This window comes from Chryseobacterium carnipullorum, assembly GCF_900142785.1.
GTDB lineage: Bacteria > Bacteroidota > Bacteroidia > Flavobacteriales > Weeksellaceae > Chryseobacterium > Chryseobacterium carnipullorum.
In genome coordinates this window covers 25123-48126 of the sequence record NZ_FRCD01000009.1, presented here as the reverse complement: position 1 = coordinate 48126, position 23004 = coordinate 25123, and the positions used below count along the sequence as shown (strand labels likewise).

Below are 23004 nucleotides of genomic sequence, written 5' to 3'. Positions count from 1 at the left end.
AATCACAAAAGAGACAAAATCTTTTTTACCACTTTAGTTTATTTTTAAGTTTAAAAGCTGTACGAAAAGAAAGTCACTTAAGTTGTATGAAAATCTTAGGTTTTCATAATTACAAAAACTCGTCGACTCCAATTCCCCTCCCATGGAGGGGTGGCGAAAATTCAAAGAATTTTTGACGGGGTGGTTCAAAAAAACACTCTACTGGAAGTGCATTTCAACTATTTTTTAATCATCTTATGAACCATCGTATTCTTCGATGTTTTAATTTCCACTAAATAAATCCCGGCCTTCAATGCCTGAATATTAATCTTTGCTGTATTACCAGTCAATACTTTCTGTCCTGATATGGCATAAATATTCACTTCTTTAAGATCTTCATCAGTTTCTATTCTGATAAAATCACTTGCAGGATTAGGATAGATCCTGAATTCTTTTTTACTGCTTTCAGAAACACCTAAAGTCAGGTTCGAAGCTTCTCGTGGAGTAAATGGCAGTCTCTGTCCGAAGCTAAGGCCCAGCCAGTCGTTATTCCCCAACTGAATCTGAGAAAGATTGGTCTGTCCTCTCCAGCTTGAAAGGTCTTTTCCTTTGTAAAGCTTCCAGGTATTGGTTCCGGATGCATTTCCTGTGAAGTTATTGAGAGAAAGGGCATTGATCTGGTTGCTGCCTGATGTAAAATTAAAATAAGGAGCTTGTGCATGAATCAGCTGAAGAGCTTGTTCAGCGGTTAAACTTCCGTTATATTTAATTCCAAAAACAAAAGAATGAGCTTGTCCGGCAGAACTGCTGGTTCCAAAATCGATAACGATAAGACTTGTATTGCTTCCTGTTCCGATCCAGTTGGTAATCTGCGATGCATTATACCATGCAGAATGATAAGCAGCCACTGGAGCCGAAGGATGGGAAAGTGGTGGTGTAGTAGAGGTAAATCCATATCCGAAAGAAAGGCCGTACCATTTTCCATTAACTAATGGATCATTGTTGACCCCATTATTTAGATTCATATTCTCAGCAGTTGGGCCGGACCACGTAGACCAGTAATCTTCCAGACTTGGAATGTGATGGTTGTAATTGAAACTGTAAAGAAAACCAGAAGGAACTTCTGCTTCTATTTTAGGTTCTGCTACAGCGATAGCATTGATGAGGTCTTCCATCGTGAGATTATTCGCATCATAACGATAGCCCCAGGCATACGATGTGGGATTGTCACTGTCATTAAAATCGGCGATGAAATAAGCCTTTTTGGAGCCCGTTCCTACCCAGAATTTAATGTCATTCTCTGTAAACTGCGCTGAAAATAGCTGCAAACATAGCAGCAGAAAAAAAAGATAGATCTTTTTCATAATATAATTAAATTAAAGTTTTATTCCCGAAACTTTCCCACAGGACAAAGAATACAGAACTCTTTTCAGATTCTTCTCTTCCTGAAGCGAATGCAGATAAGGCAGGTCTCCTGGCTTGCTTCTCAAAGTACGCCTTCCCGGACTTGGATCCAGTGGCCTTATGTACTCAAAGTTTGATACAGCTTACAGTTGCGGGTACAGCCCAAGCATTGAATTTCTTCTCACTTGATTCCCTGTTAATGAACAGATGTTCAGCCTTAACTGTTGCAAATATATTATATAAATTTTTGAAGCCGTTTTGTGAATTATCGTGTCTTTTCAGTCTTTTGTTTAACGGTTGTCTGACTTTTAGAAAGATGATTTTTTGATTTAATAAAGAATTAAAAGAAAGATTGATAATATTCGGGTTATTTCGGTGTTTAAAATAAATTCATTTAAAGATCTTATTGTTAAAATACAATTGTTATTAAATTCAACATCAGTTTACAATCAATGTATACTTTCGCGGCATAAAAGTAATTATGAAAAAACTGCTGTTATCGGCCATCATATTCACAGCGCTTGTATCATGTAAAGATGACGACAAGATGAATAACCAGGATGTCAATTATACCAAGCTTCCTCAGGAATTTCCTTTTTCCAAATTAGCAACGGTGAATGGTGTAGATATCATTAACGGTGGGTTTGGTTCCGGTGCAGCGGCACATCCTACCAGAAAGGGTGAGTTTTATGTGATCACAGACCGTGGTCCCAATACAGACTATCTGAACGGGAAAAAATTCCCGGCCCCGAATTTTACCCCAACCATTATGCATTTTAAAATTAATGCAGAAGGAAATATCGAGATCATTAAATATATTAAGCTTAAAAATCCTTCCGGCCAACCGATTACCGGTCTTCCCAATCCTGCAGGAATGGGAAGTACAGGAGAAACAGCCTACGATGCATCAGGGAATGTTTTGGGAACAGACAATTACGGGCTGGATAGCGAAAGCATTGTAGCAGCGGCAGACGGAACCTTTTGGGTTTCTGATGAATATGGTCCCCACATCGTTCATTATAGTGCAGAAGGAGTGGAGTTGGAAAGAATAAGTCCGATAGGCGTTAATACCGGGCCAAGGAAATTACCCGCTGTTTTGGCAAAACGAAGAGCCAATAGAGGAATGGAAGGATTATGCATCACTCCGGACGGAAAAATGCTGGTTGGTACTATACAGTCTACGATGTATGTCCCAACAAAAGCTTTGGCAACGAATACCACTTTAACCAGAATTGTCTCTTTCGATATTGCGACAGGACAAACGAAACAGTATCTGTATAAGCAGAATGGCGGTGCTTCAGACTCGGTATGTGATATCACAGCCATCAGCAGTACGGAATTCCTTGTGATCGAAAGAGATGGCAATTTTGGCTCTCAGGGCGGAACCAAAAAAGTATACAGAATCAATATAGCCGGAGCTTCAGATGTAAACGGAGCTGATATTACAGCCGTTGATGGAATGAAAATCAATAATAAAGCCTTGGAGCAGTCTACATGGGATGAAATTACCAATGCAGGCATCAAGCCGGTGTCCAAAATTTTAGCCGTGGATCTGGTGGCAAAACTAGGATACGAACATGACAAATTTGAAGGAATCGTTTATTTAGGAAACAATAAACTAGCCGTCTTCAATGATGATGATTTTGGAATTTTAGATGACGGAAACGGAAATCCGAAAGCCAAGATCCTTCCTAAAACAGGAAAAGTTGACAAAGGAACGATGTATGTAGTCGATATTCAATAATTAGATTTTTTTTAAGAAAACGGCGGCATCGAAGATGCCACCGTTTTTGATTGTATATCGTTTGAATGAATTCAATAGCATAGGCGTTAGCCTAAAAACTATGAATTAAAACCTTCAATAATTTTAGAAAAATCTTCTAATTTTAAAGCGGCACCTCCGATCAGTCCACCATCGATATCAGGCTGAGAGAAAATCTCTTTTGCATTATCAGGCTTCACAGAACCTCCGTAAAGAATAGAAATTTCGTCAGCCACTTCCTGTCCGTATTTGGCAGCGATGATGCTTCTGATGTGTGCATGAATCTCCTGAGCCTGCTCCGGAGAAGCTGTTTCCCCTGTTCCTATCGCCCAAACTGGTTCGTAGGCGATTACTACTTTTTTGATTTCTTCTGCAGAAAGGGTGAAAAGAGCGACTTCAGTCTGGTTTTTTACCACTTCGAAATGTTGTCCTGCCTTTCTTTGTTCAAGCGTTTCACCGTTACAGTATACTGGGATCAGACCTTTGTCAAGCGCCAATTTGATCTTTCTGTTGCAGTGAGAATCCGTTTCGCCATGATATTGTCTTCTTTCAGAGTGCCCGATTAATGAACCAGTTGCATCGATAGATTCAAGCATATCAGCAGAAAGTTCGCCCGTATAGGCACCGCTTTCATGCTCGCTCATATCCTGAGAGAATACACCGATCTCATCTTTTTCGAAAATATCTTTAGCCATCATCAGATATAAAGAAGGCGGCGCGATCCATACTTCGCACTGGGTGGTATTACTATTTTTATAGCTCAGTAATTGAATCATTAACTGTTGTGCGTCAATGACATTTTTGTTCATTTTCCAGTTTCCTGCAACTATTTTTCTTCTCATAGTCTTATATAATTAGGTAAATTATTGTTTATTATTTTTATTTCGCGCAGATTTTAATGATTTAGCAGATTTAAAGATTATTAACGACTCTTTTTATACTATCTATAATATTTGTTGTATTAAAATTAATTAGTATTCCTAATTTTTTATCAGATAGTTTTAAATAAGTGTAAAGTTGTTTGTAGTGAATAGCTTCTAATTCTTTTACTGATTTTAGTTCCAAAACTACCTTCTCTTCTACCAAAATATCGATTTTAAAGTTTAAATCAAATTTTTTATTGTCGTAATAAACAGGAAGTTTAACTTCTGATTTTACATTTAATCCATTTTGCTCTAGTTCGTATATAAGTATATTTTGATATATAGATTCAAGCAAGCCAGGACCTAATTGATTATAAACATTAAAAATACATTTTCGAACAATGTATGAAATTTCATTTTCTGTCATTGTCAATCTGCAAAATTCGCAAAATCTGCGTGATATTTAATTATTTATCAATCCCTTCCAGTTTAAACATTAAAGCATACACCAAAGCAATATCCTTCAGGTAATCAAATCTTCCTGAAGCACCTCCGTGGCCATAATTCATATCCGTTTTTAAAAGTAATACATTCTTATCCGTTTTCATATCCCTGAGTTTGGAGACCCATTTTGCAGGCTCAAAATATTGTACCTGAGAATCATGAAGCCCTGTTGTTACCAAAAGGTTAGGATAATTTTTCTTTTCGATATTTTCATATGGAGAATAAGACTTCATATAGAAATAAGCTTCCTTATTGTTTGGATTTCCCCATTCGTCATATTCATTGGTTGTCAGGGGAATACTTTCGTCAAGCATCGTATTGACCACATCTACGAAAGGAACCTGTGAAATCATACCGTTCCATAAATTCGGACTCATATTCGCAACAGCACCCATCAAAAGTCCTCCTGCGCTTCCGCCCTGAGCATAAAGATGTTTGGGTGAAGTATATTTTTCTTTAACCAGATACTCTCCGGCATCGATGAAATCGGTGAAGGTATTCTTCTTTTTCATCATTTTTCCGTCTTCATACCATTGCCTTCCCATTTCCTGGCCGCCACGGATGTGTGCGATAGCAAAAGCAAAACCTCTGTTCAGAAGACTTAGCCGCGTATTGCTGAAAGCCGCATCCATTGAACTTCCGTAAGAACCATATGCATAAAGAAGCAGCGGACTGTTCCCATCTTTTTTAAATCCTTTTTTATACACAATGGAGATCGGAATTTTTGTGCCGTCTTTCGCTGTTGCAAAAAGTCTTTCAGTAGTATATCCATCTTTAGCATAACCGCCCAGAACTTCCTGTTGTTTTAGCAACGTTCTTTTGCCGGTCTTTAAATTCTGCTCAAACTGAGAGACAGGCGTAATCATTGAAGTATAGCCAAAACGGAAATTATCCGTGTTGTATTCAGGGTTTTCCAGTGAAGAAATGGTGTAGGCAGGTTCATCAAATGTCAACGCTTCCTTTTTAGCCGTCTTTCTGTCATAAATAACGAGTTGAGTAAGTCCATTCTGTCTTTCACTGAACACAAGATAGTTTTTAAACGCACTCACGGACTGCATTAAAACATCGCTTCTGTGCGGGATGAAATCTTTCCAGTTTTCAACACCTGTTTTATCTAAAGGCGTTTCTGCAATTTTAAAATTGAGTGCATCCTTATTCGTTCTGATCAGGAATTTATCTTCTAAAGGCGTGATCGAATAGAGAACATTCTTCATTCTCGGCTGGAAAACTTTGAATGTTCCGTTTGGATCATCAGCATTTAAATATCTTGTTTCAGAAGATGTCGTAGCCCCTGAATAGATGAGAATGAATTTTTGATTTTTAGATTTGTATACCGAAATATAATTGGTGTGGTCCTTCTCCTCATACACGGTCACATCTTTGCCTGGATCAGTTCCCAGCGTATGTTTTTTGATTTTTTCGGACAAAAGAGTCACCGGATTGTTCTCTGTATAAAAAATGGTTTTATTGTCATTCGCCCATTCTGCTGAACCTTCTGTGTTTTTAATGCCCAGATCGGTTGTTTTTCCGGTCTTCAGGTCCTTTAAAAATAAAGTATACTGTCTTCTGGAAACATCATCAACGCCATATACCAGTTTACTGTTGTCCGGGCTGATACTGAAACCTGTTGCATTATAATAAGGGTGCCCTTCCGCAAGTTGATCTACATCCAGAAGGATTTCTTCAGGAGCAGTAAGACTACCTTTTTTTCTGCAGTATTTGAAATATTGTTTCCCTGCTTCTGTACGGGTATAATAAAAATATCCGTTGTCAAAGACAGGTACCGATTCATCTTTTTCCTTAATACGGGCTTTCATTTCTTGAAAAAGTTTTTCTCTGAAAGGTTCTGTATCTTTCATCATGCCTTCCCAATAGGTATTTTCAGCTTTCAGATAATCAACCACTTTCGTAGAATCTTTTCCTTTTTTAAAATAATCGATCATCCAGTAATAGGGATCATTCACTTTATCCCCGTGAATTTCCCGGATGTGTGCCTGCTTTTCAGCAATGGGAGCTTTAAGAGCAGGGAATTTTTGAGATTGTATCGTAGAAGCACTCATAATTAATAGTCCAAGATAAAATTTCGTCATGATGTATTTTGTTTTTGGTGGTTTTTCTATGCTAAATTCCACAGATTTTTCAACAGCTTGTAGAAAGTATGCTCTTCGTCAGTGACTTTATTGTCAGCTTTAATCAGTGTTTTAGCAAATTGAGCAAATTTTACGCGTTCATCTTCCGTAGAATCATCATGGAAACATCTTGCATGGAATTCAAAATGATCTTTCCATTCTTCAGGTTGTAAAAGAGCCAGCGTTTCCAGTTCATTGTCAAGATTCATTCTGAAGGGAAATTCGTCTGCCATATATTGCTGAACCAGCATTCCTTCTTCAGGAGCAAATTCTCCGTCTACAGAAGATAAAATCATTAAAAGATGATAACCGGCGATTGATTTATTTGATTTTTGCATTGGTAAATGTATGTTTTAAGTATAGTGTTTAATTTTTAATTTTTGATTTCAAGGAATAAGTTTGGGAATTGACGAGTTTTTTTATTCACCATTCACGCATTGACCATTCGTTATATCCGTCCTAATCGACATAATCTTTTGCAGGCTGTTTGTCTACGATTTTTCCTTTCTCCAGTATAACTACAAACGGATTGCTTCTCGCTATCGTTTTGATAGCAGTTCCGTCCATCATCGCATTTTTTATGGTTTTAAAAGTGTTCTGATCCGTAGAGACTCCGTAGATGACAGCTCCTTTCTGGGTATTCACTTTAGCCTCAACTTTCTGCATAAGATCAGCAGGAACTTCTTTCGGATGATAAGAAAAAACGAGTACTGCTTTGGGGGCATTGATGATCTCATCGGTAAGATCCATGCCTGTAGGATCTTCAATTTTGAATTTTACAATTTCAGATTTATAGCCTTCTTTTACCAGAACCGATTCGTTTTTTCCTTCCTCAATTTTCCATGGAGAACCTTCCGCCCAGTATTTTGTCTCTTTAATATAATCATCCTGATTCACCTTCAAAACTTCTCCTGTTTTCTGGTTTTTAAGCGAGTAAAAAGTTTTGTATTCAGAAGGATTTTTATTGATTTTTTCCTTTTCAGTTTTGATATTCGTCCCTATTTTATAATCACGGAAATCAATAATGGGTTCATGCATGATTCCTTGAGCCATAATGTAGATCATGATCACAGAAAAAAGGCCCAGAAGTGCATATCTGAACTTACCAGATGATTCTTTTGTATTGTCGCTGCTGTATACGTCTTTTTTACGGAATTCCTTTCTGTAAAGGATAAACACGATAATAAGACCGACAAGAAGCACAATATCTTTAATAAAGCTCTGCCAAGGGGTAAACTTAACGGCATCTCCAAAACATCCGCAATCCGTTACCACATTGAAATAAGCCGAGTAAAAAGTAAGGAACCCAAAGAAGATACAAAGGGCAATTAACGCTGAAAGTGTAAATTTAAGCTTCAGTTTCAGTAAAAGCATAAACCCTAAGAAAAGCTCCAGGACGACCACAATGATCGAGAACAGAAGCGCAAATTTCTCCAGGAATGGCATGTTGAAAACGGACGGAGCAAAATATTCTTCCATTTTGAAAGAAAATCCTACCAGATCCACAGCCTTTACAAAGCCTGAAAGAATGAAGATAACAGCAATAATAAAGCGTAATACACCTTTGATCATAGTAAATTATTTTTTGGGTTCGGAAATATTTTCTTTTTCAGAAAACTTAATCAGGCAGAAAACAGCATAGTTCAGCATGTCGAAATAATTCGCATCCAGTCCCTCAGAAACAATCGTTTTTCCCTGATTGTCTTCAATCTGCTTTGTTCTCAGTACTTTCTGATAAATAAGGTCAGTAATAGAAGAAATTCTCATATCCCTCCATGCTTCACCGTAATCGTGATTTTTTCTTTCCATTAAAGCCTGAGCAGCCTGAGCATATTGATCATAAAGGTTCAAAACTTCCTCTTTATTTTCGTTAAAATCATTGGAAAGACCCTTCTCAAGCTGAATAAGTCCGATGATAGAGTAGTTGACGATAGCAATGAATTCATCCTCTTCGCTTTCATCTATCATCTTTTTATCTGTCATCTGCAGCGTACGGATTCTGTTCACTTTAATATAAATCTGATCCGTAATAGAACTCGGTCTCAAAACCCTCCATGCTGCCCCGTAATCCTGTAATTTTTTACTGAAAAGATCACGACACTGACTAATAACTTTTCCGAACTGTACTGATGTTTCTGACATAAATTTTCTTAATCTCCCAAATATACGAATTAGGTTTTAGGTAGCAGGAATCAGGAATTGATTTTTGTCAGAGTTTAGGCGTTTGGGTTAGAGAGTGGGAGGGTTTTAGAGTTATCATGGTTGTCAGTTGCTGATTTATTGTCTGGAAAATTAACAACTACCAACCAGCACTAAACAAAAATCATGAAGTTCCACATTCCACAATAAATCTTAATTTTGCAGGACAGTATCACTTATCACTTATCAATCATCAATTATATCTATGTCCTCAAACTCCCAAACCCTCAAACCTTCCGACCCTCAAACTTTTAAACCTTTCCATTCCATCAACTGCAACGGAAGGCTGTTGGAGCTCAGTAAACCAAAAATCATGGGTATTCTTAATCTTACCCCGGATTCCTTTTCTGATGGCGGAAAGTTTAATAGTGAAAAATCAGCGTTAGAGCATGCCGGAAAACTTCTGAAAGAGGGGGCAGAAATCATCGACATCGGACCGCAGTCTACCCGTCCCAATGCTGATTTTTTAAGCAGTAAAGAGGAGATTCAAAGAATAGGAAAGATGATTTCCCAAATCAAAAAAGAATTTCCGGAAGCATTAATTTCATTGGATACATTTTATGCCGAAACCGTAAAATTTGGATTTAATGAGGGGATTGATCTGATCAATGATATTTCCGGAGGGCAGTATGATGATCAAATGTTTGATGCTGCGGCAGAAACGAAACTTCCCTATATTCTGATGCATGTCAACTCGTCTTATGATACCATGCATGACAAAGTCAAGTTCAAAGACATTACCTTGGAAGTTAATCGTTATTTTTCTAAAAAGACCAATGAACTTCTTGAAAAAGGAGTGAAAGATATTATTCTCGATCCCGGTTTTGGTTTCGGAAAAACAGTAGAAGATCAGATGAAAATGATCGGTGAAACACAGTATTTTGGTTTTGAAAAGTTTCCTTTACTGATAGGGATTTCCCGAAAATCTTTTATTTATAAACCACTGGGGAAATCTCCTCTGGACATCAGTGAAGAAACGCAGAAACTTCATATAAAAGTTTTGGAGCAGGGAGCTAAAATTCTGAGAGTACATGATGTGGCGGAAACTGCAGTAACCATCAATGAATTTTGCGAAAAAAATAAAAAGTGGTAAAAAAACTTGCTCAGTAGCTAAAAATTAATACATTTGCAATATGAATTTTACGAATCAAAAAAATATTATTGTCATTTCTAGCATTATTGTTGTCATTAACAGCAGTAAGGAATCGGCATTGTAAAATATTTTCATTTAAATTATATAAGCCGTTTCATATTGAAGCGGCTTTTTTTATTTCAGAAATTATGAATCAGTTATTAACAGTTATTATTATCGTCATTATTATTCCCTTGCTTTGGTGAGAAGGATAGAGTATGACTATACATATTTGAGCCCTCTCACATCGTGAGAGGGCTTTTTTTATACCCATTTGTTAATTTAAAAACCCTAAACAATGTATTACACTGACAAAACGATCGTTTATTTTGATGGAAATTTCTTAAAGGCTGGAGAGGCAGGAATGGACCTTTACGGCCAGTCACTTCATTATGGTTATTCTGTTTTTGAAGGTATAAAATCCTACAGCACCGATCGCGGCACCAAAATCTTTAAGGCAGAAGAACATTATGAAAGATTGAAAAGATCGGCAGAACTGATGCACATCCCGTTTGATTATTCTGTCAGCCAGCTTACGGATATTACTTATGAACTTTTAGAACGTAACGGATTCAGCGATGCTTATATCCGTCCATTGGTCACCTGTTCTCCCAATATGTCCCTTTCAAAAGGACAAAAATCATATCTGTCTCTGCTTGCCTGGGAATGGAGCAATGGCTATCTCGCAGACAAAATGAAAATCATGACGTCCCCTTTTCAACGTCCCAATCCCAAAGCTTTTAAGATAGAAGCCAAAGTAGGAGGACATTATGTGAATTCTATCCTGGCTTGTCAGGATGCCAAAGACAAAGGTTATGATGAAGCACTACTGTTAGACGAGAATGGTAATGTTGCTGAAAGTTCAGGCGCTAATATATTCTACGAAAAACATGGGACATTATTTACGCCTGCAAAAGGAAACATACTGCCGGGTATCACCAGACAGACCATTTTTGAAATATGCAGTGAGCTGGATATACCCGTTAAAGAAACCTTCTTCAAACCCGAAGAAATGAGAGGAGCTGATGCCGCTTTTTTCTGTGGTACGGCAGCTGAAATCGTAGCACTGGATTCTTTGGATGATGTTCCTTTTACCAAAAACTGGAAAGATACAGCGAGTGACAAGGTGCAGCAGGCCTATCAGAAACTGGTAAGAGTTCGGTCATTGTAAATTTTAGTAAAGTAAATGATTTAATATCAGATAATTATATCTTTTTTTTAAACAGTTGAGTATTGTAATTTTCATAAAAGTGAAAATGAAAAAGAGATTACAAGCTGTAGTTTTGAACCAAAATTAAGTAAAACTTCATTGATGAACTTTGAAAAAAATAAAATTTTTGATACCACATTTAGTGATGATAAGAAAAGCAAATGCAGGATAATATGTTAAATAAATATTCAAAAACATTCACACAGAACACAGAACAGCCCGCCGCAAAAGCAATGCTGTACGGAATAGGTTTCACAGATGACGATATGCAGAAAGCCCAGATAGGAATAGCCAGTATGGGGTACGATGGGAATACCTGCAATATGCATCTCAACGATCTCGCCCAAGTCGTAAAAAAAGGAACCTGGAATCACGGTCTTGCAGGATTAATATTCAATACAATAGGCGTAAGTGACGGGATGAGCAACGGGACAGACGGAATGCGGTATTCACTGGTGAGTCGTGATGTGATCGCAGACAGTATTGAAGCCATCTGCGGGGCACAGTATTACGATGGAATCATTGCATTACCGGGCTGTGACAAAAATATGCCGGGAACTATTATCGCTATGGGAAGACTGGACAGACCGTCCATCATGGTATATGGAGGAACAATAGCTCCGGGATGTTATAAAGACGAGCCACTTAATATTGTTTCAGCCTTTGAAGCTCTAGGGAAAAAGATTGCAGGTGAAATTTCAGAAGAAGATTTCAACGGAGTTATCAAAAATTCATGTCCCGGAGCAGGAGCATGCGGAGGAATGTACACCGCGAACACAATGTCTTCAGCGATAGAAGCATTGGGGATGAGCCTTCCGTACTCATCGTCTAATCCTGCACTGAGCAAAGAAAAACAGAATGAATGTCTTGAAGCAGGAAAGTATATCAAAATATTGCTCGAAAAAGATATCAAGCCATCAGATATCATGACCCGTAAAGCTTTTGAAAATGCACTTCGTCTGATCATTATCCTTGGAGGAAGTACCAATGCTGTTTTACATTTCATTGCGATGGCCAAAAGCGTAGGCGTTTCCGTAACTCAGGATGATTTTCAGAAAATGAGCGACATTACACCGGTACTGGCAGATCTTAAGCCAAGCGGAAAATACCTGATGCAGGATCTTCATAACCACGGAGGAACGCCAGCCGTAATGAAATACTTACTGGAAGCAGGATTGTTGCACGGCGACTGTTTAACAGTGACCGGAAAGACCATCGCTGAAAACCTTGAACATGTTCCCAGTCTTGATTTTACAAAACAAAAAATTATCAGACCCTTATCAAATCCTATCAAGGAAACAGGTCACCTGAGGATATTGTATGGTAACCTGGCCGAAAAGGGAAGTGTGGCAAAGATCACAGGAAAGGAAGGTGAAAAATTTTCAGGAAAAGCCAGAGTGTTTGACGGAGAAAAAGATCTCATCAAAGGTATTGAAAACGGTAGAGTACAGCATGGAGACGTTATTGTCATCCGACATGAAGGACCCAAAGGCGCACCGGGAATGCCGGAAATGCTAAAACCCACCAGCGCTTTGATCGGAGCCGGGCTGGGTGGAAGTGTTGCTTTAATTACCGATGGAAGGTTCAGTGGCGGAACCCATGGTTTTGTAGTGGGACACATTACTCCGGAAGCCTATGAAGGTGGTCTGATTGCTTTTGTAAAGGATGATGATCTTATCGAAATCGATGCAGTAAACAACACGATACAGTTGAAAGTATCCGATGAAGAAATTGCACGGAGAAAAAAAGGATGGCAGAAACCTGAACTTAAGGTTAAAAAAGGACTGCTTTACAAATATGCACTCACCGTGTCATCAGCTGCCGAGGGTTGTGTAACAGACGAAATCACTTAATAAAAAATATAATGAAGAATCTTAATGTATCCATAGAAACAGAAATTAGCGGAAGCCGGATCATCCTTGAAGCATTTCTTCAGGAAGGAGTAAAAACAATATTTGGATATCCCGGAGGAGCTATCATCCCTATTTATGATGCCCTTTACGATTATAAAGATAAGCTGGAGCATATTCTGGTCCGACATGAGCAGGGAGCAGTTCATGCGGCACAGGGGTTAGCCAGAGTTACTGGAGAAGTGGGAGTTGTTCTGGCCACCAGCGGACCTGGTGCAACCAATCTTGTGACGGGATTAGCAGATGCATTGCTTGATAATACCCCTGTCGTATGCATCACAGGACAGGTTTTTGGACATCTTTTGGGAACCGATGCTTTTCAGGAAATAGATGTAATGAATGTAACAAGCCCCGTTACAAAGTGGAATTATCAGGTAACCGATGCAGACGAACTTTCCGAAGTATTAGCTAAAGCATTCTACATCGCAAGATCAGGAAGACCCGGCCCTGTATTGATCGATGTGACAAAAAATGCCCAGCTCCAGAAGGTTTTGTATAGAGAATATACACCGTGCGATTCTTTAAGAAGTTACAGACCTGATCCGGTTCCCAATAGGGAAAATATTGAAAAAGCAGCGGTACTCATTAATCATGCAGAAAAACCATTTATCATTGCAGGACAGGGAATTATACTGGGAAAAGCTGAAAAAGAGTTTATACAGTTTGCTGAAAAATCAGGAATTCCGGTAGCATGGACCGTTTTAGGAATGAGTGCAATTCCAACGAATCATCCACAAGCTGTAGGAATGGTGGGAATGCATGGAAACTATGGCCCCAATATTCTTACCAATGAATGCGATGTTCTGATTGCGGTGGGAATGCGCTTTGATGACCGTGTGACCGGGAGGCTGGATCAGTACGCAAAACAGGCAAGAATCATTCATCTGGATATTGACAAGGCAGAAATCAATAAAAATGTAAAAGTGGAAGTTCCGGTTCTGGGAAACTGCAAAGAAACCCTACCTCTTCTTACCCAGTTGATAGCACCGAGACAACATTCTGACTGGCATCAGAAGTTTAAAGATTGCCATGAAATAGAGAATCTTAAACTGATAAGTCATGAACTCTATCCTACTGAAGGAGAAATTACAATGGGAGAAGTCATCCGGAATCTGAATGAAATGACCCGGGGAGAAGCTGTAATTGTCAGTGATGTTGGACAGCATCAGATGGCCACCTGCAGATATTCAGATTTTAAACATACCAGAAGCAGTATCACAAGCGGCGGGCTGGGTACGATGGGATTTTGTCTTCCTGCTGCCATAGGAGCTGCTTATGGAACTGAGCGTACAGTAGTAGCGGTAATGGGAGATGGCGGTGCTCAGATGAACATTCAGGAGCTGGGAACATTGATGCAGTATCAGCCGGACATCAAGATTTTGATTTTGAATAACTGTTATCTGGGAATGGTAAGACAGTGGCAGGAACTGTTTCACGAAGAACGATATTCTTCGGTAGATATTCAAAGTCCGGATTTTGTGCAGGTGGCCAAAGGATATCATATTCCGGGAAGAAAAGTGGTACAAAGAGAAGAACTGGAAGCTGGTCTTAGTGAAATGCTTCATCATCAAGGAGCATTCCTTTTGGAAGTAATGACGGGAAAAGAACACAATGTTTTCCCGATGATTCCTCAGGGCAAGAGTGTTTCAGAGATCGTACTGACTCATAATAAAGTTTAAAATATTAAGTGAAAAAAGATGAAACCAGAAAATAAAGAATACACCATCACAGCCTACACAGAGGATTATCTGGGGTTGATTGGCCGGATCAATGCTATTTTTTCAAGAAGAAGAATCCCAATTGTGAATTTCAATGTAGGCCCTTCCGAGATGGAGAAAATAAAAAAGTTTGTAATCGTCATTAAAGAAACGGAAGAATCTGTACAGAAAATCACCCAACAAATAGAAAAACAGGTAGATGTGCTGGAAGTACATTATCATAGAAATCCATACCTGACAGCAGTATTACATGCGAGCTGAATAAAAAGACAATCAAAATATAATCATTAACAACAAATAAAAATTAAAAGAAGATGGCAAAATTGAATTTTGGCGGAGTAGAAGAAAACGTAGTGACAAGAGAAGAATTTCCATTACAGAAAGCTCAGGAAGTATTAAAAGATGAGGTGGTAGCCGTAATTGGTTATGGAGTACAGGGACCTGGACAGGCACTTAACCAGAGAGATAATGGGGTAAATGTCATTGTCGGTCAGAGGAAAAATTCAAAATCCTGGGACAAAGCCATTGCAGATGGATTTGTACCCGGAGAAACATTGTTCGAAATAGAAGAAGCTTTAGAAAAAGGAACGATCATTTGCTATCTGCTGAGTGATGCCGCTCAGATCGAATACTGGCCTAAAGTAAAACAGCATCTTACCCCTGGAAAAGCATTGTACTTCTCCCACGGTTTTGGAATCACTTTTAATGAACGTACCGGAATTATTCCCCCGGCTGAGGTTGATGTATTTCTTGTAGCGCCTAAGGGTTCAGGAACTTCATTAAGAAGAATGTTCCTTCAGGATCGTGGACTGAACAGCAGTTTTGCCGTATATCAGGATGCCACCGGAAAAGCAAGGGAAAGAGTGACTGCATTAGGAATAGCTATCGGAAGTGGTTATTTATTTGAAACCGATTTTAAAAAGGAAGTGTTCAGCGACCTTGCAGGAGAAAGAGGAACATTGATGGGTGCTGTACAGGGAATATTCGCAGCCCAGTATGATGTCCTGAGAAAAAACGGTCACAGCCCTTCTGAAGCTTTCAATGAAACAGTTGAAGAACTGACCCAATCATTAATGCCATTAGTGGCAGAAAACGGAATGGACTGGATGTACGCGAATTGCAGCACGACAGCCCAGAGAGGAGCATTAGACTGGTGGAAACGATTCAGAGACGCCACTTCGCCTTTGTTTGAAGAATTGTACGACAGTGTGGCAAAAGGAGATGAAGCGCAACGTTCCATCGACAGCAACAGCAAACCCGATTACAGAGAAAAACTGGAAGTAGAACTTACCGAGCTTAGAGAAAGCGAAATGTGGAGAGCCGGGAAGACCGTCCGAAGTCTCAGACCTGAGAACAATTAACCCTCATAAAAATGATGAAAGAAGAAACGTATCCATCTGTTTTGAACAGTGTCTATAAGGCAGCTGAAAGGCTTAGAAATGTAGTGGTAAGGACCCCTTTGGCCGTCAACAACAATCTTTCCACTATTTATAATGCCAGAATAAGCTTTAAAAGAGAAGACCTGCAAAGAGTAAGGTCGTACAAAATCAGAGGAGCTTATAATAAAATGGCAGTAATGTCTCCGGAAAGTCTGGCAAAAGGTGTGGTTTGCGCAAGTGCCGGAAACCACGCTCAGGGAGTTGCTTTTGCATGCAGTACGATGCAGGTGAAAGGAACTATTTTTATGCCTTTGCCCACTCCGGGACAAAAACTGGAACAGGTAAAGATGTTCGGAGGAACTTATATAGATATTGTTCTTTACGGGGATACTTTTGATGAAGCAAAAGATGCAGCCGTGAAGTTCTGTGACGACAACGGAGGAATATTTATTCATCCTTTTGATGATCAGAATATTATTGATGGACAGGCTACGGCAGCGCTGGAAATCCTTGAACAGTCGGATGAACCTATTGATTATCTTTTTGTTCCTGTTGGAGGAGGAGGACTGGCTGCTGGCGTATGTACAGTATTCCGCCAGTTGTCTCCACAAACAAAAATTATTGGAGTGGAGCCTTCAGCAGCGGCAAGCATGAAAAAAGCACTGGAAAATGGAAAGCCGGTGCTTCTGGAAAAGATCAGCCGTTTTGTGGATGGTGCTGCGGTGCAGAAAGTAGGTGATCTCAATTTTGAACTGTGTAAAAGTGTATTGAAAGATATGGCTTTAGTGGATGAAGGGGTGGTTTGTGAAACCATTCTTTCCCTCTACAATAAGGACGCTATTGTGGTGGAACCTGCCGGAGCTCTTTCGGTGGCTGCGTTAGGGAAATATAAAGATCAGATTGAAGGAAAAAATGTGGTATGTATTATCAGTGGAAGTAATAATGACATTACGCGTATGGAAGAGATCAAGGAAAAAGCGCTTCTCCATGCAGGATTAAAACATTACTTCCTGGTAAGATTTGCGCAGCGCCCGGGAGCCCTGAAAACCTTTGTGATGAATGTGTTGGGTCCCAATGATGATATCACTTTTTTTGAATACACACAGAAAAACTCAAAGGAGAAAGGTATTGCTGTTTTGGGTATCGGATTGAGGAATAGTGAAGATTTTACGCCACTGCTTAACAACATGAAGAAATATGACTTTTTTGTCAATTATCTGAATAATGATCCGTCTTTAATGAATCTGCTTATTTAAAGTAACGAATATGATCAATGGTTGGTAATCTAATTCTAAAATTTGGAGAAAATTGAATTTGCAACCTAAAATATCTGACTTAGGAAAATGGAGCGTCAAAAAAATCAATTCTGTGAACGTTAAGAAAATTCTACTGTCCGAAGCGCGGGACTGTAATTGAAACGAAGAAGAAATAATAAATCTGCGCAAGTTTTAGAATTTTTAGAGAACAGGATTTATTTTTAGCGGAAGTTTCCCAGTCTTGAACTTTTGATTCTTTTGTTTCAAGACAAAAGAAGAATAGAGAATATTTGCAGAATTCGTGAAGCCGTGAGAAGTAATCTTGAGAGTAAAGAAGAAAGAATAAAGAGATTGCTTCGTCGCTACGCTCCTCGCAATGACAAAGAATACTAAGTTTAAGACGGATGATTTATTGTAAAGTTTGGGAAAAATAGAATTTGCAACCTAAATATCTGACCTAGGAAAATGGAGCGTCAAAAAAAATCAATCCTGTGAACGTTAAGAAAATTCTACTGTCCGAAGCGCGGGACTGTAATTGAAACGAAGAAGAAATAATAAATCCGCGCAAGTTTTAGAATTTTTAGAGAACAGGATTTATTTTTAGCGGAAGTTTCCCAGTCTTGAATTTTTGATTCTTTTGTTTCAAGACAAAAGAAGAATAAAGAATATTTGCAGAATTTGTGAAGCAATGAGAAGTAATCTTGAGAGTAAAGAAGAAAGAATAAAGAGATTGCTTCGTCGCTCCGCTCCTCGCAATGACAAAGAATACTAAGTTTAAGACGAATGATTTATTGTAAAGTTTGGGGAAAATTGAATTTGCAACCTAAATATCTGACCTAGGAAAATGGAGCGTCAAAAAAATCAATCCTGTGAACGTTAAGAAAATTCTACTGTCCTAAGCGCGGGACTGTAATTGAAACGAAGAAGAAATAATAAATCCGCGCAAGTTTTAGAATTTTTAGAGAACAGGATTTATTTTTAGCGGAAGTTTCCCAGTCTTGAACTTTTGATTCTTTTGTTTCAAGACAAAAGAAGAATAGAGAATATTTGGGAGAATGTAGTTTGAAGCTATGAGAAGTAATCTTGAGAGTAAAGAATAAAGAATAAAGAGATTGCTTCGTTGCTACGCTCCTCGCAATGACAAAAAGTAGAATCGGCGGCCCTTCGGGCCGCCGATTCCTTTATCTCTCAAGCGTAAAATTCGAAATCACTTTCGGACGTTCAGCCTCATTGGCTACTTTCCATGATGTTCTGTACATCCATTCCGTCATTTTATAAAGCTTTTTATAGTTGATATTCTCAGATTCATCCTGAGGGGTATGATATTGATCATGCAGTACGCTGGTGAAAAATATAGCGGGAATACCAATTTTTGCATATGGCAGGTGATCGCTTCTGAAGTAGAAATATTCTGCGTGGTTAGGAGAATCCCAATCTTTCAGGTATTTGAACTTTGTACTTTCATTATTGGCATCCTCAGCCATTTTTACCAGTTCTTCAGAATTTTTATGGGGTGCATTTCCTCCCAGGAGAGCCGCTTTATTATTATCATTTCTTCCGATCATGTCACCGTTTAACACGGCTACTATCTTTTCTTTTGGAACTACAGGGTGCGCTGCGTGCCATCTGGAACCTAGCAATCCTCTTTCTTCGGCTCCATGGAAAACAAATAGGATACTTCTTTTTCCGGGTTGCTTTTTGTAGGCTCTGGCCATGGCAAGCATAGCCACACAAGTACTGGCGTTATCATCAGCACCGTTGTAGATGGTGTCATTTTTTACAGGATGTCTGATTCCGTCATGATCCTGATGTCCGCTTAGTAAAACGTATTCTTCTTTAAGTTTTGGATCTGTACCTTCTATCTTTCCGATAATATTCACAGAAGGATATTTGTAGGTTTCCGTGATGACGTTCAGCGATATCTTAGAATTATTTTTTACCCAACCTGCATTTTCTCTTTTGATCCATAAAACAGGGATATTATTCGTTATTTTTTCTCTCAAACCTTCTACACCGTAAGTTCCTCTTGTCATTTGAGGAAGAACTTCTACCCAGCTTTTTTCGGAAATATCGTCTGTGATAAAGATCACTGCTTTTGCTCCCAGTTCATAGGCTTTGTTGTAATATTTGGTTCTTACAAATCCTGGATATCTTCTTACAAAAAGAGTCATTTCCTTATCAATATTTTTATCGGAAGCATTGATGGCAAGTACTTTTCCTTTGATATTCAATTTAGAAATTTCTTCAGGTTCTGCCGTTCCTGCATAAACAATCTCAGCATCAATAGCGGCATTCACCGGTTCTGCAACCAGGAAATCTTTCCATAATTTCAGGCTGCTGTCTCCGATTTTCAGACTGCTTTGAGGAATTACCTGATGTCTGTACATATCAAAAAACTGGAAAAATGTACCGTTGTCGCCGGCTGGTTTCATTCCGGCTTCTTTGGCTTTATCTGCCAGCCACATGGATACTTTTAATTCATCTAAGGTTCCGGCTTCACGGCCCCAAAACTGGTCCGCAGCGAGTTCATACATATCTTTTCTCAGGTCGGCTTCCTTGATGGCAGAGACCAGAGGTTTTTTATCATTCTGAGCATTCCCGAAGCTGAAAAGGAAAATACTTAATAGAGAGAATACGTAACGTTTATTCATCTAAAAAAAAATTAATTGAAGTTAGCCAATTTATCTGAAAACTGTTTTGAAAATTCCTTTCGGTCTTCCTCAAGCTTTTCCTGATTAGCGGGAAGGATATAATTAAAAAGAACTTTATCTTCATTATCCAGAAATATAATTTCCTTTTCATTACCATCAATCATTTGGGAGAAAATTTCCCACATCGGGGTGTCTTTCAGTTTTAATAATTCAAAAAACTGTTCCGCTTTTATTTCTATTCGCTGCATATTCCGTTTTTTTATATGTTTATGAATTTATGAATTTATGAATTTATGATGTTACTTAAATTTCGTTTTTCTTTGAGAGAATTGATGTTTCGATAATTAAAATTCTAGTACTTTCAACTTAAACTGAATGGCAAAATTCTGTTTAAAATTGGGAGTGGTGTAGTATCCTACTCTATAGAAAAGTCCTAAATTGAAGTAAGTGGAAAGGAAATTATTCCATTCAAGGCCGACTTCCTGATACAGATGGTCCAGTTTTCTGAATCTGAACTCATGGTATTCCGGATGCTTCATATCTCCGATGGTTCCTCTTAATACAAAATCGAAGCTGGAGATATTCTGTCCGAAACTTTTGAAATACAGCGGAAGTTTATGAGTGAAGTAGTAGGCTACAAACTTATCATTGTAATATTTACCACCTTCCAGTGTGGCAAAACCCAGATAAGAAGTAAGGTTGAAATTAAAATCCTTGCTCGGAGACGCCAGCCCGTTCATTGTAAAATGTTTCCAGATAGGAGCTTCCCCCAACACGATTCCCCCATACAATCTGAATCCGGTGGTTCCTAGCATCGTCTTAAAGTTATGAACGAAAAGCGCATCAAAACGGGTGTAGTTGAAATCTCCGCCTAAAACTTTATAACTCTGTTCATAGTTCAGATACAGCTCAGGATATTTCTGATCGATGATCGATTTTCCCTGAGGCGTCATGATATTGGTAGAATTGGGAGAATACTTTAAAGTAAAGAGGGTATTGAAATTATCAAACTGGCCACCTTTTCCTCTGAACTGATAATCAAATTTAGCTTCTTCAATATTTCTCTTGGCAGCAAAAACCAGAGTAAGTCCATTCGTTACATCATTCAGATAGGATAGGGAAGCCCCTCTGTACTGATAGTATTTGTCATTGTTGATATTGTTCCCGTAATTCATCGTTCTCATCTTGAAATTCCACAGTCTTCTGTAGAATTCTCCTGAAGCTGTCACATCATTATAATATTCAATTCTGAAAAATGAATTTTTGTCCAGTGTGGTTTTCATATCCAAACCGATTCCGTACTTCCATTTGTCGTCCTTGAAACCGTAAGCAAAATAATAATCCGGTGAAAAGTAAGGATTGAAAGTCTCATTCAGTTTAGCTTTTAAGCCTACTCTGAAACCTTCATACAAGTTGAAATTCACGATCTCATCTACCGCAAAATCCACGATACCCATTCTGATCTGCCCGTTGATAAGTCCGGTCAGAATTTTTGCCTTGCTGTCGATATTGTATTTTTTGCCTAAACTATCGATGATGGTGTAGGTATTCCGCTCTCTTTCTGTCAGAGGATCAGTTCTGTATTGATCAAGCAAATGTCCGTCAGCATTTTTTACGGAAAAAGTGTAGCCTTTAAAATGATTCGGGTTTTCTTCGATAGGCGACTTGAAATCAAAATAGGTGGAGGTAAGGAAAGCATAGGTCCCGAAACTGGTCCTTTCCTTTTTTTCAGGATGCTCTTCCGTTTTCTTTTTCGTATCCTCTTCCATGGCAACTTTGCTCATTCTCAGTTTTACTTTTTCCTGAGACAGAAACCATTTGTTGTTATAAAAAACCCAGGTACTTGTGATAATACCGTCGTTTTTAGTCTTGCTGAAATTTTCGATCTTCTGGATACCGTAGGTCTCCGTGTCTATGTAGATAACACCGTTGTACTTTCTTTTTTTGTCCTGCTTTTTGTAATTTACTTCACGGAAACGGATGACGTAAGTCTTCCTTCCGCTTACCTCAATGGTATCCGAAAGAAAAAAGCGGTAAAGGCCTCTGTTTTCCTGTTTGATCTGGTTGGGGATTTTATCCCTGTTGCTTTGCTGTACAGCGATCATTTCATAGATAGGCTGCTTAAGACCGGAAATTCTGTTGTCCAGAATATTGATCTTCTCGCCATATTGTTTAGAATACAAAAACTCCTGGGCTCTTTCCCACAGGAAGAGTTTACTTTTTGAAAAGATTTGTTTTGCCGAAATAGTGCTTAATGAATCTTTTTCTCTTTTTTTCTTTAAAAAATCAGGTGTATTAAAAAACTGGTTAAACTGGGTAATGCTGTCCTGATCTATATCGAGAGAGATTTTTTCATAAGATTTAAAAGAGTAAGATCCCAGGCTTTTGGGTGAATTTTCCCTAAACAATCTATTGACTTTTTTAAGAATCTCCAAAGCCCTCGGATCACTGCGGTCTTCAATCACGACCGCTTCAATATCAGTCGTTTTTGATGGTTTTTTTTGCATCGAAACTTCCATTTCGGCCTCTGCAGTGGCTGTTTCTTTCAGGTAATTTTCCGCCTGGATTTCTATGCTGTTGCATGATGCTTTAAATTCCAGTATGCCCTGGATGTCTGTAAAACCAATGACTTTTCCATCACAGGAGATTTTTGCATGAGATATGGGTTTCTGGTCAGTTTCATCTATAACCCTGATCTTTGATTGAGAATAACCAAAGAAATACATCAGTAAAAATAATAAAACTAAAAACCTTTTCATGTAAAAAACTAGGTCAAAAGTAATGATATTTCTTGTGTTAAGAAAGTTTTTATGATATGTTGTGACATTGATTTGGTCTAAATTTTTGATAGAAAAATGCAGTAAAAATACCGATGAAAATAATCAATATAACTTGCGAAAAACACGAT

At 38.5% G+C, this 23004-nt stretch carries 18 protein-coding genes and 1 riboswitch; of the genes, 8 read left to right on the top strand and 10 right to left on the bottom strand.

Annotation, left to right across the window (positions count from 1 at the left end; translation table 11 throughout):
- Nucleotides 1-218: 218 nt before the first annotated feature.
- On the bottom strand, nt 219-1343 hold the full coding sequence (locus BUC06_RS11380; protein WP_073333962.1) for a T9SS type A sorting domain-containing protein: 1125 nt from the start codon (nt 1341-1343) through the stop codon (nt 219-221).
- A gap of 83 nt (nt 1344-1426) precedes the next feature.
- Nucleotides 1427-1618, bottom strand: a riboswitch (cobalamin riboswitch).
- A 246-nt stretch (nt 1619-1864) separates the two neighbouring features.
- On the opposite strand from BUC06_RS11380, the gene BUC06_RS11375 reads away from it, so the two are divergent.
- Nucleotides 1865-3127 carry an esterase-like activity of phytase family protein gene (locus BUC06_RS11375; RefSeq protein ID WP_073333959.1) on the top strand — a complete coding sequence of 421 codons (1263 nt, stop codon included), beginning with the start codon at nt 1865-1867 and terminating at the stop codon, nt 3125-3127.
- Nucleotides 3128-3225: 98 nt separating this feature from the next.
- Here the strand turns inward: BUC06_RS11375 and tpiA are convergent, their stop codons facing one another.
- The 6 genes from tpiA to BUC06_RS11345 all read right to left on the bottom strand — a co-directional run bounded on the left by tpiA (nt 3226) and on the right by BUC06_RS11345 (nt 8783).
- Nucleotides 3226-3987 carry a triose-phosphate isomerase gene (gene tpiA, locus BUC06_RS11370; RefSeq protein WP_073333957.1) on the bottom strand — a complete coding sequence of 254 codons (762 nt, stop codon included), beginning with the start codon at nt 3985-3987 and terminating at the stop codon, nt 3226-3228.
- 70 nt (nt 3988-4057) lie between these two features.
- On the bottom strand, nt 4058-4435 hold the full coding sequence (locus BUC06_RS11365; protein ID WP_073333955.1) for a GxxExxY protein: 378 nt from the start codon (nt 4433-4435) through the stop codon (nt 4058-4060).
- A 40-nt stretch (nt 4436-4475) separates the two neighbouring features.
- Complete coding sequence (locus tag BUC06_RS11360; protein ID WP_073333952.1) at nt 4476-6602, bottom strand: S9 family peptidase; 2127 nt, start codon at nt 6600-6602, stop codon at nt 4476-4478.
- A 26-nt stretch (nt 6603-6628) separates the two neighbouring features.
- Nucleotides 6629-6979, bottom strand: coding sequence for a TerB family tellurite resistance protein (locus BUC06_RS11355; RefSeq protein ID WP_073333950.1), 351 nt, complete (start codon nt 6977-6979; stop codon nt 6629-6631).
- 121 nt (nt 6980-7100) lie between these two features.
- A complete protein-coding gene (locus BUC06_RS11350) occupies nt 7101-8213 on the bottom strand; it encodes a BT_3928 family protein (protein ID WP_073333946.1) in 1113 nt (370 codons plus the stop codon).
- Between the two features lie 6 nt (nt 8214-8219).
- Nucleotides 8220-8783 carry a DUF1599 domain-containing protein gene (locus tag BUC06_RS11345; RefSeq protein WP_073333943.1) on the bottom strand — a complete coding sequence of 188 codons (564 nt, stop codon included), beginning with the start codon at nt 8781-8783 and terminating at the stop codon, nt 8220-8222.
- 262 nt (nt 8784-9045) lie between these two features.
- Here BUC06_RS11345 and folP point away from each other — a divergent pair, with 262 nt between their 5' ends.
- From folP to ilvA, 7 genes are all read left to right on the top strand, one after another.
- Nucleotides 9046-9933 (top strand): dihydropteroate synthase, encoded by an 888-nt coding sequence (folP, locus tag BUC06_RS11340; protein WP_073333940.1) that lies wholly within the window; start codon nt 9046-9048, stop codon nt 9931-9933.
- Nucleotides 9934-10270: 337 nt separating this feature from the next.
- The gene (ilvE, locus tag BUC06_RS11335) at nt 10271-11143 is read left to right on the top strand and encodes a branched-chain-amino-acid transaminase (RefSeq protein ID WP_073333938.1); all 873 of its coding nucleotides are present in this window, start codon (nt 10271-10273) and stop codon (nt 11141-11143) included.
- A gap of 212 nt (nt 11144-11355) precedes the next feature.
- On the top strand, nt 11356-13035 hold the full coding sequence (gene ilvD, locus BUC06_RS11330; RefSeq protein ID WP_185116981.1) for a dihydroxy-acid dehydratase: 1680 nt from the start codon (nt 11356-11358) through the stop codon (nt 13033-13035).
- Between the two features lie 11 nt (nt 13036-13046).
- Nucleotides 13047-14771, top strand: coding sequence for a biosynthetic-type acetolactate synthase large subunit (gene ilvB, locus BUC06_RS11325; RefSeq protein ID WP_073333932.1), 1725 nt, complete (start codon nt 13047-13049; stop codon nt 14769-14771).
- A gap of 18 nt (nt 14772-14789) precedes the next feature.
- The gene (locus BUC06_RS11320) at nt 14790-15071 is read left to right on the top strand and encodes an ACT domain-containing protein (RefSeq protein WP_073333930.1); all 282 of its coding nucleotides are present in this window, start codon (nt 14790-14792) and stop codon (nt 15069-15071) included.
- A 53-nt stretch (nt 15072-15124) separates the two neighbouring features.
- Nucleotides 15125-16171 carry a ketol-acid reductoisomerase gene (gene ilvC, locus BUC06_RS11315; protein WP_073333927.1) on the top strand — a complete coding sequence of 349 codons (1047 nt, stop codon included), beginning with the start codon at nt 15125-15127 and terminating at the stop codon, nt 16169-16171.
- An 11-nt stretch (nt 16172-16182) separates the two neighbouring features.
- A complete protein-coding gene (ilvA, locus tag BUC06_RS11310) occupies nt 16183-17445 on the top strand; it encodes a threonine ammonia-lyase IlvA (RefSeq protein WP_083564056.1) in 1263 nt (420 codons plus the stop codon).
- A 1181-nt stretch (nt 17446-18626) separates the two neighbouring features.
- Here the strand turns inward: ilvA and BUC06_RS11305 are convergent.
- From BUC06_RS11305 to BUC06_RS11295, 3 genes are all read right to left on the bottom strand, one after another.
- A complete protein-coding gene (locus BUC06_RS11305) occupies nt 18627-20096 on the bottom strand; it encodes a M20/M25/M40 family metallo-hydrolase (RefSeq protein ID WP_073333925.1) in 1470 nt (489 codons plus the stop codon).
- An 11-nt stretch (nt 20097-20107) separates the two neighbouring features.
- On the bottom strand, nt 20108-20344 hold the full coding sequence (locus tag BUC06_RS11300) for a hypothetical protein (RefSeq protein ID WP_073333922.1): 237 nt from the start codon (nt 20342-20344) through the stop codon (nt 20108-20110).
- Between the two features lie 96 nt (nt 20345-20440).
- Nucleotides 20441-22855 carry a hypothetical protein gene (locus BUC06_RS11295; protein ID WP_073333919.1) on the bottom strand — a complete coding sequence of 805 codons (2415 nt, stop codon included), beginning with the start codon at nt 22853-22855 and terminating at the stop codon, nt 20441-20443.
- Between the last annotated feature and the right edge of the window lie 149 nt (nt 22856-23004).

What these genes read in the sequence shown, in the direction of transcription:
- BUC06_RS11380 (WP_073333962.1), bottom strand. Translation starts at nt 1,343, where the DNA reads ATGAAAAAGATCTATCTTTTTTTTCTGCTGCTATGTTTGCAGCTATTT.
- BUC06_RS11375 (WP_073333959.1), top strand. Translation starts at nt 1,865, where the DNA reads ATGAAAAAACTGCTGTTATCGGCCATCATATTCACAGCGCTTGTATCA.
- tpiA (WP_073333957.1), bottom strand. Translation starts at nt 3,987, where the DNA reads ATGAGAAGAAAAATAGTTGCAGGAAACTGGAAAATGAACAAAAATGTC.
- BUC06_RS11365 (WP_073333955.1), bottom strand. Translation starts at nt 4,435, where the DNA reads ATGACAGAAAATGAAATTTCATACATTGTTCGAAAATGTATTTTTAAT.
- BUC06_RS11360 (WP_073333952.1), bottom strand. Translation starts at nt 6,602, where the DNA reads ATGACGAAATTTTATCTTGGACTATTAATTATGAGTGCTTCTACGATA.
- BUC06_RS11355 (WP_073333950.1), bottom strand. Translation starts at nt 6,979, where the DNA reads ATGCAAAAATCAAATAAATCAATCGCCGGTTATCATCTTTTAATGATT.
- BUC06_RS11350 (WP_073333946.1), bottom strand. Translation starts at nt 8,213, where the DNA reads ATGATCAAAGGTGTATTACGCTTTATTATTGCTGTTATCTTCATTCTT.
- BUC06_RS11345 (WP_073333943.1), bottom strand. Translation starts at nt 8,783, where the DNA reads ATGTCAGAAACATCAGTACAGTTCGGAAAAGTTATTAGTCAGTGTCGT.
- folP (WP_073333940.1), top strand. Translation starts at nt 9,046, where the DNA reads ATGTCCTCAAACTCCCAAACCCTCAAACCTTCCGACCCTCAAACTTTT.
- ilvE (WP_073333938.1), top strand. Translation starts at nt 10,271, where the DNA reads ATGTATTACACTGACAAAACGATCGTTTATTTTGATGGAAATTTCTTA.
- ilvD (WP_185116981.1), top strand. Translation starts at nt 11,356, where the DNA reads ATGTTAAATAAATATTCAAAAACATTCACACAGAACACAGAACAGCCC.
- ilvB (WP_073333932.1), top strand. Translation starts at nt 13,047, where the DNA reads ATGAAGAATCTTAATGTATCCATAGAAACAGAAATTAGCGGAAGCCGG.
- BUC06_RS11320 (WP_073333930.1), top strand. Translation starts at nt 14,790, where the DNA reads ATGAAACCAGAAAATAAAGAATACACCATCACAGCCTACACAGAGGAT.
- ilvC (WP_073333927.1), top strand. Translation starts at nt 15,125, where the DNA reads ATGGCAAAATTGAATTTTGGCGGAGTAGAAGAAAACGTAGTGACAAGA.
- ilvA (WP_083564056.1), top strand. Translation starts at nt 16,183, where the DNA reads ATGATGAAAGAAGAAACGTATCCATCTGTTTTGAACAGTGTCTATAAG.
- BUC06_RS11305 (WP_073333925.1), bottom strand. Translation starts at nt 20,096, where the DNA reads ATGAATAAACGTTACGTATTCTCTCTATTAAGTATTTTCCTTTTCAGC.
- BUC06_RS11300 (WP_073333922.1), bottom strand. Translation starts at nt 20,344, where the DNA reads ATGCAGCGAATAGAAATAAAAGCGGAACAGTTTTTTGAATTATTAAAA.
- BUC06_RS11295 (WP_073333919.1), bottom strand. Translation starts at nt 22,855, where the DNA reads ATGAAAAGGTTTTTAGTTTTATTATTTTTACTGATGTATTTCTTTGGT.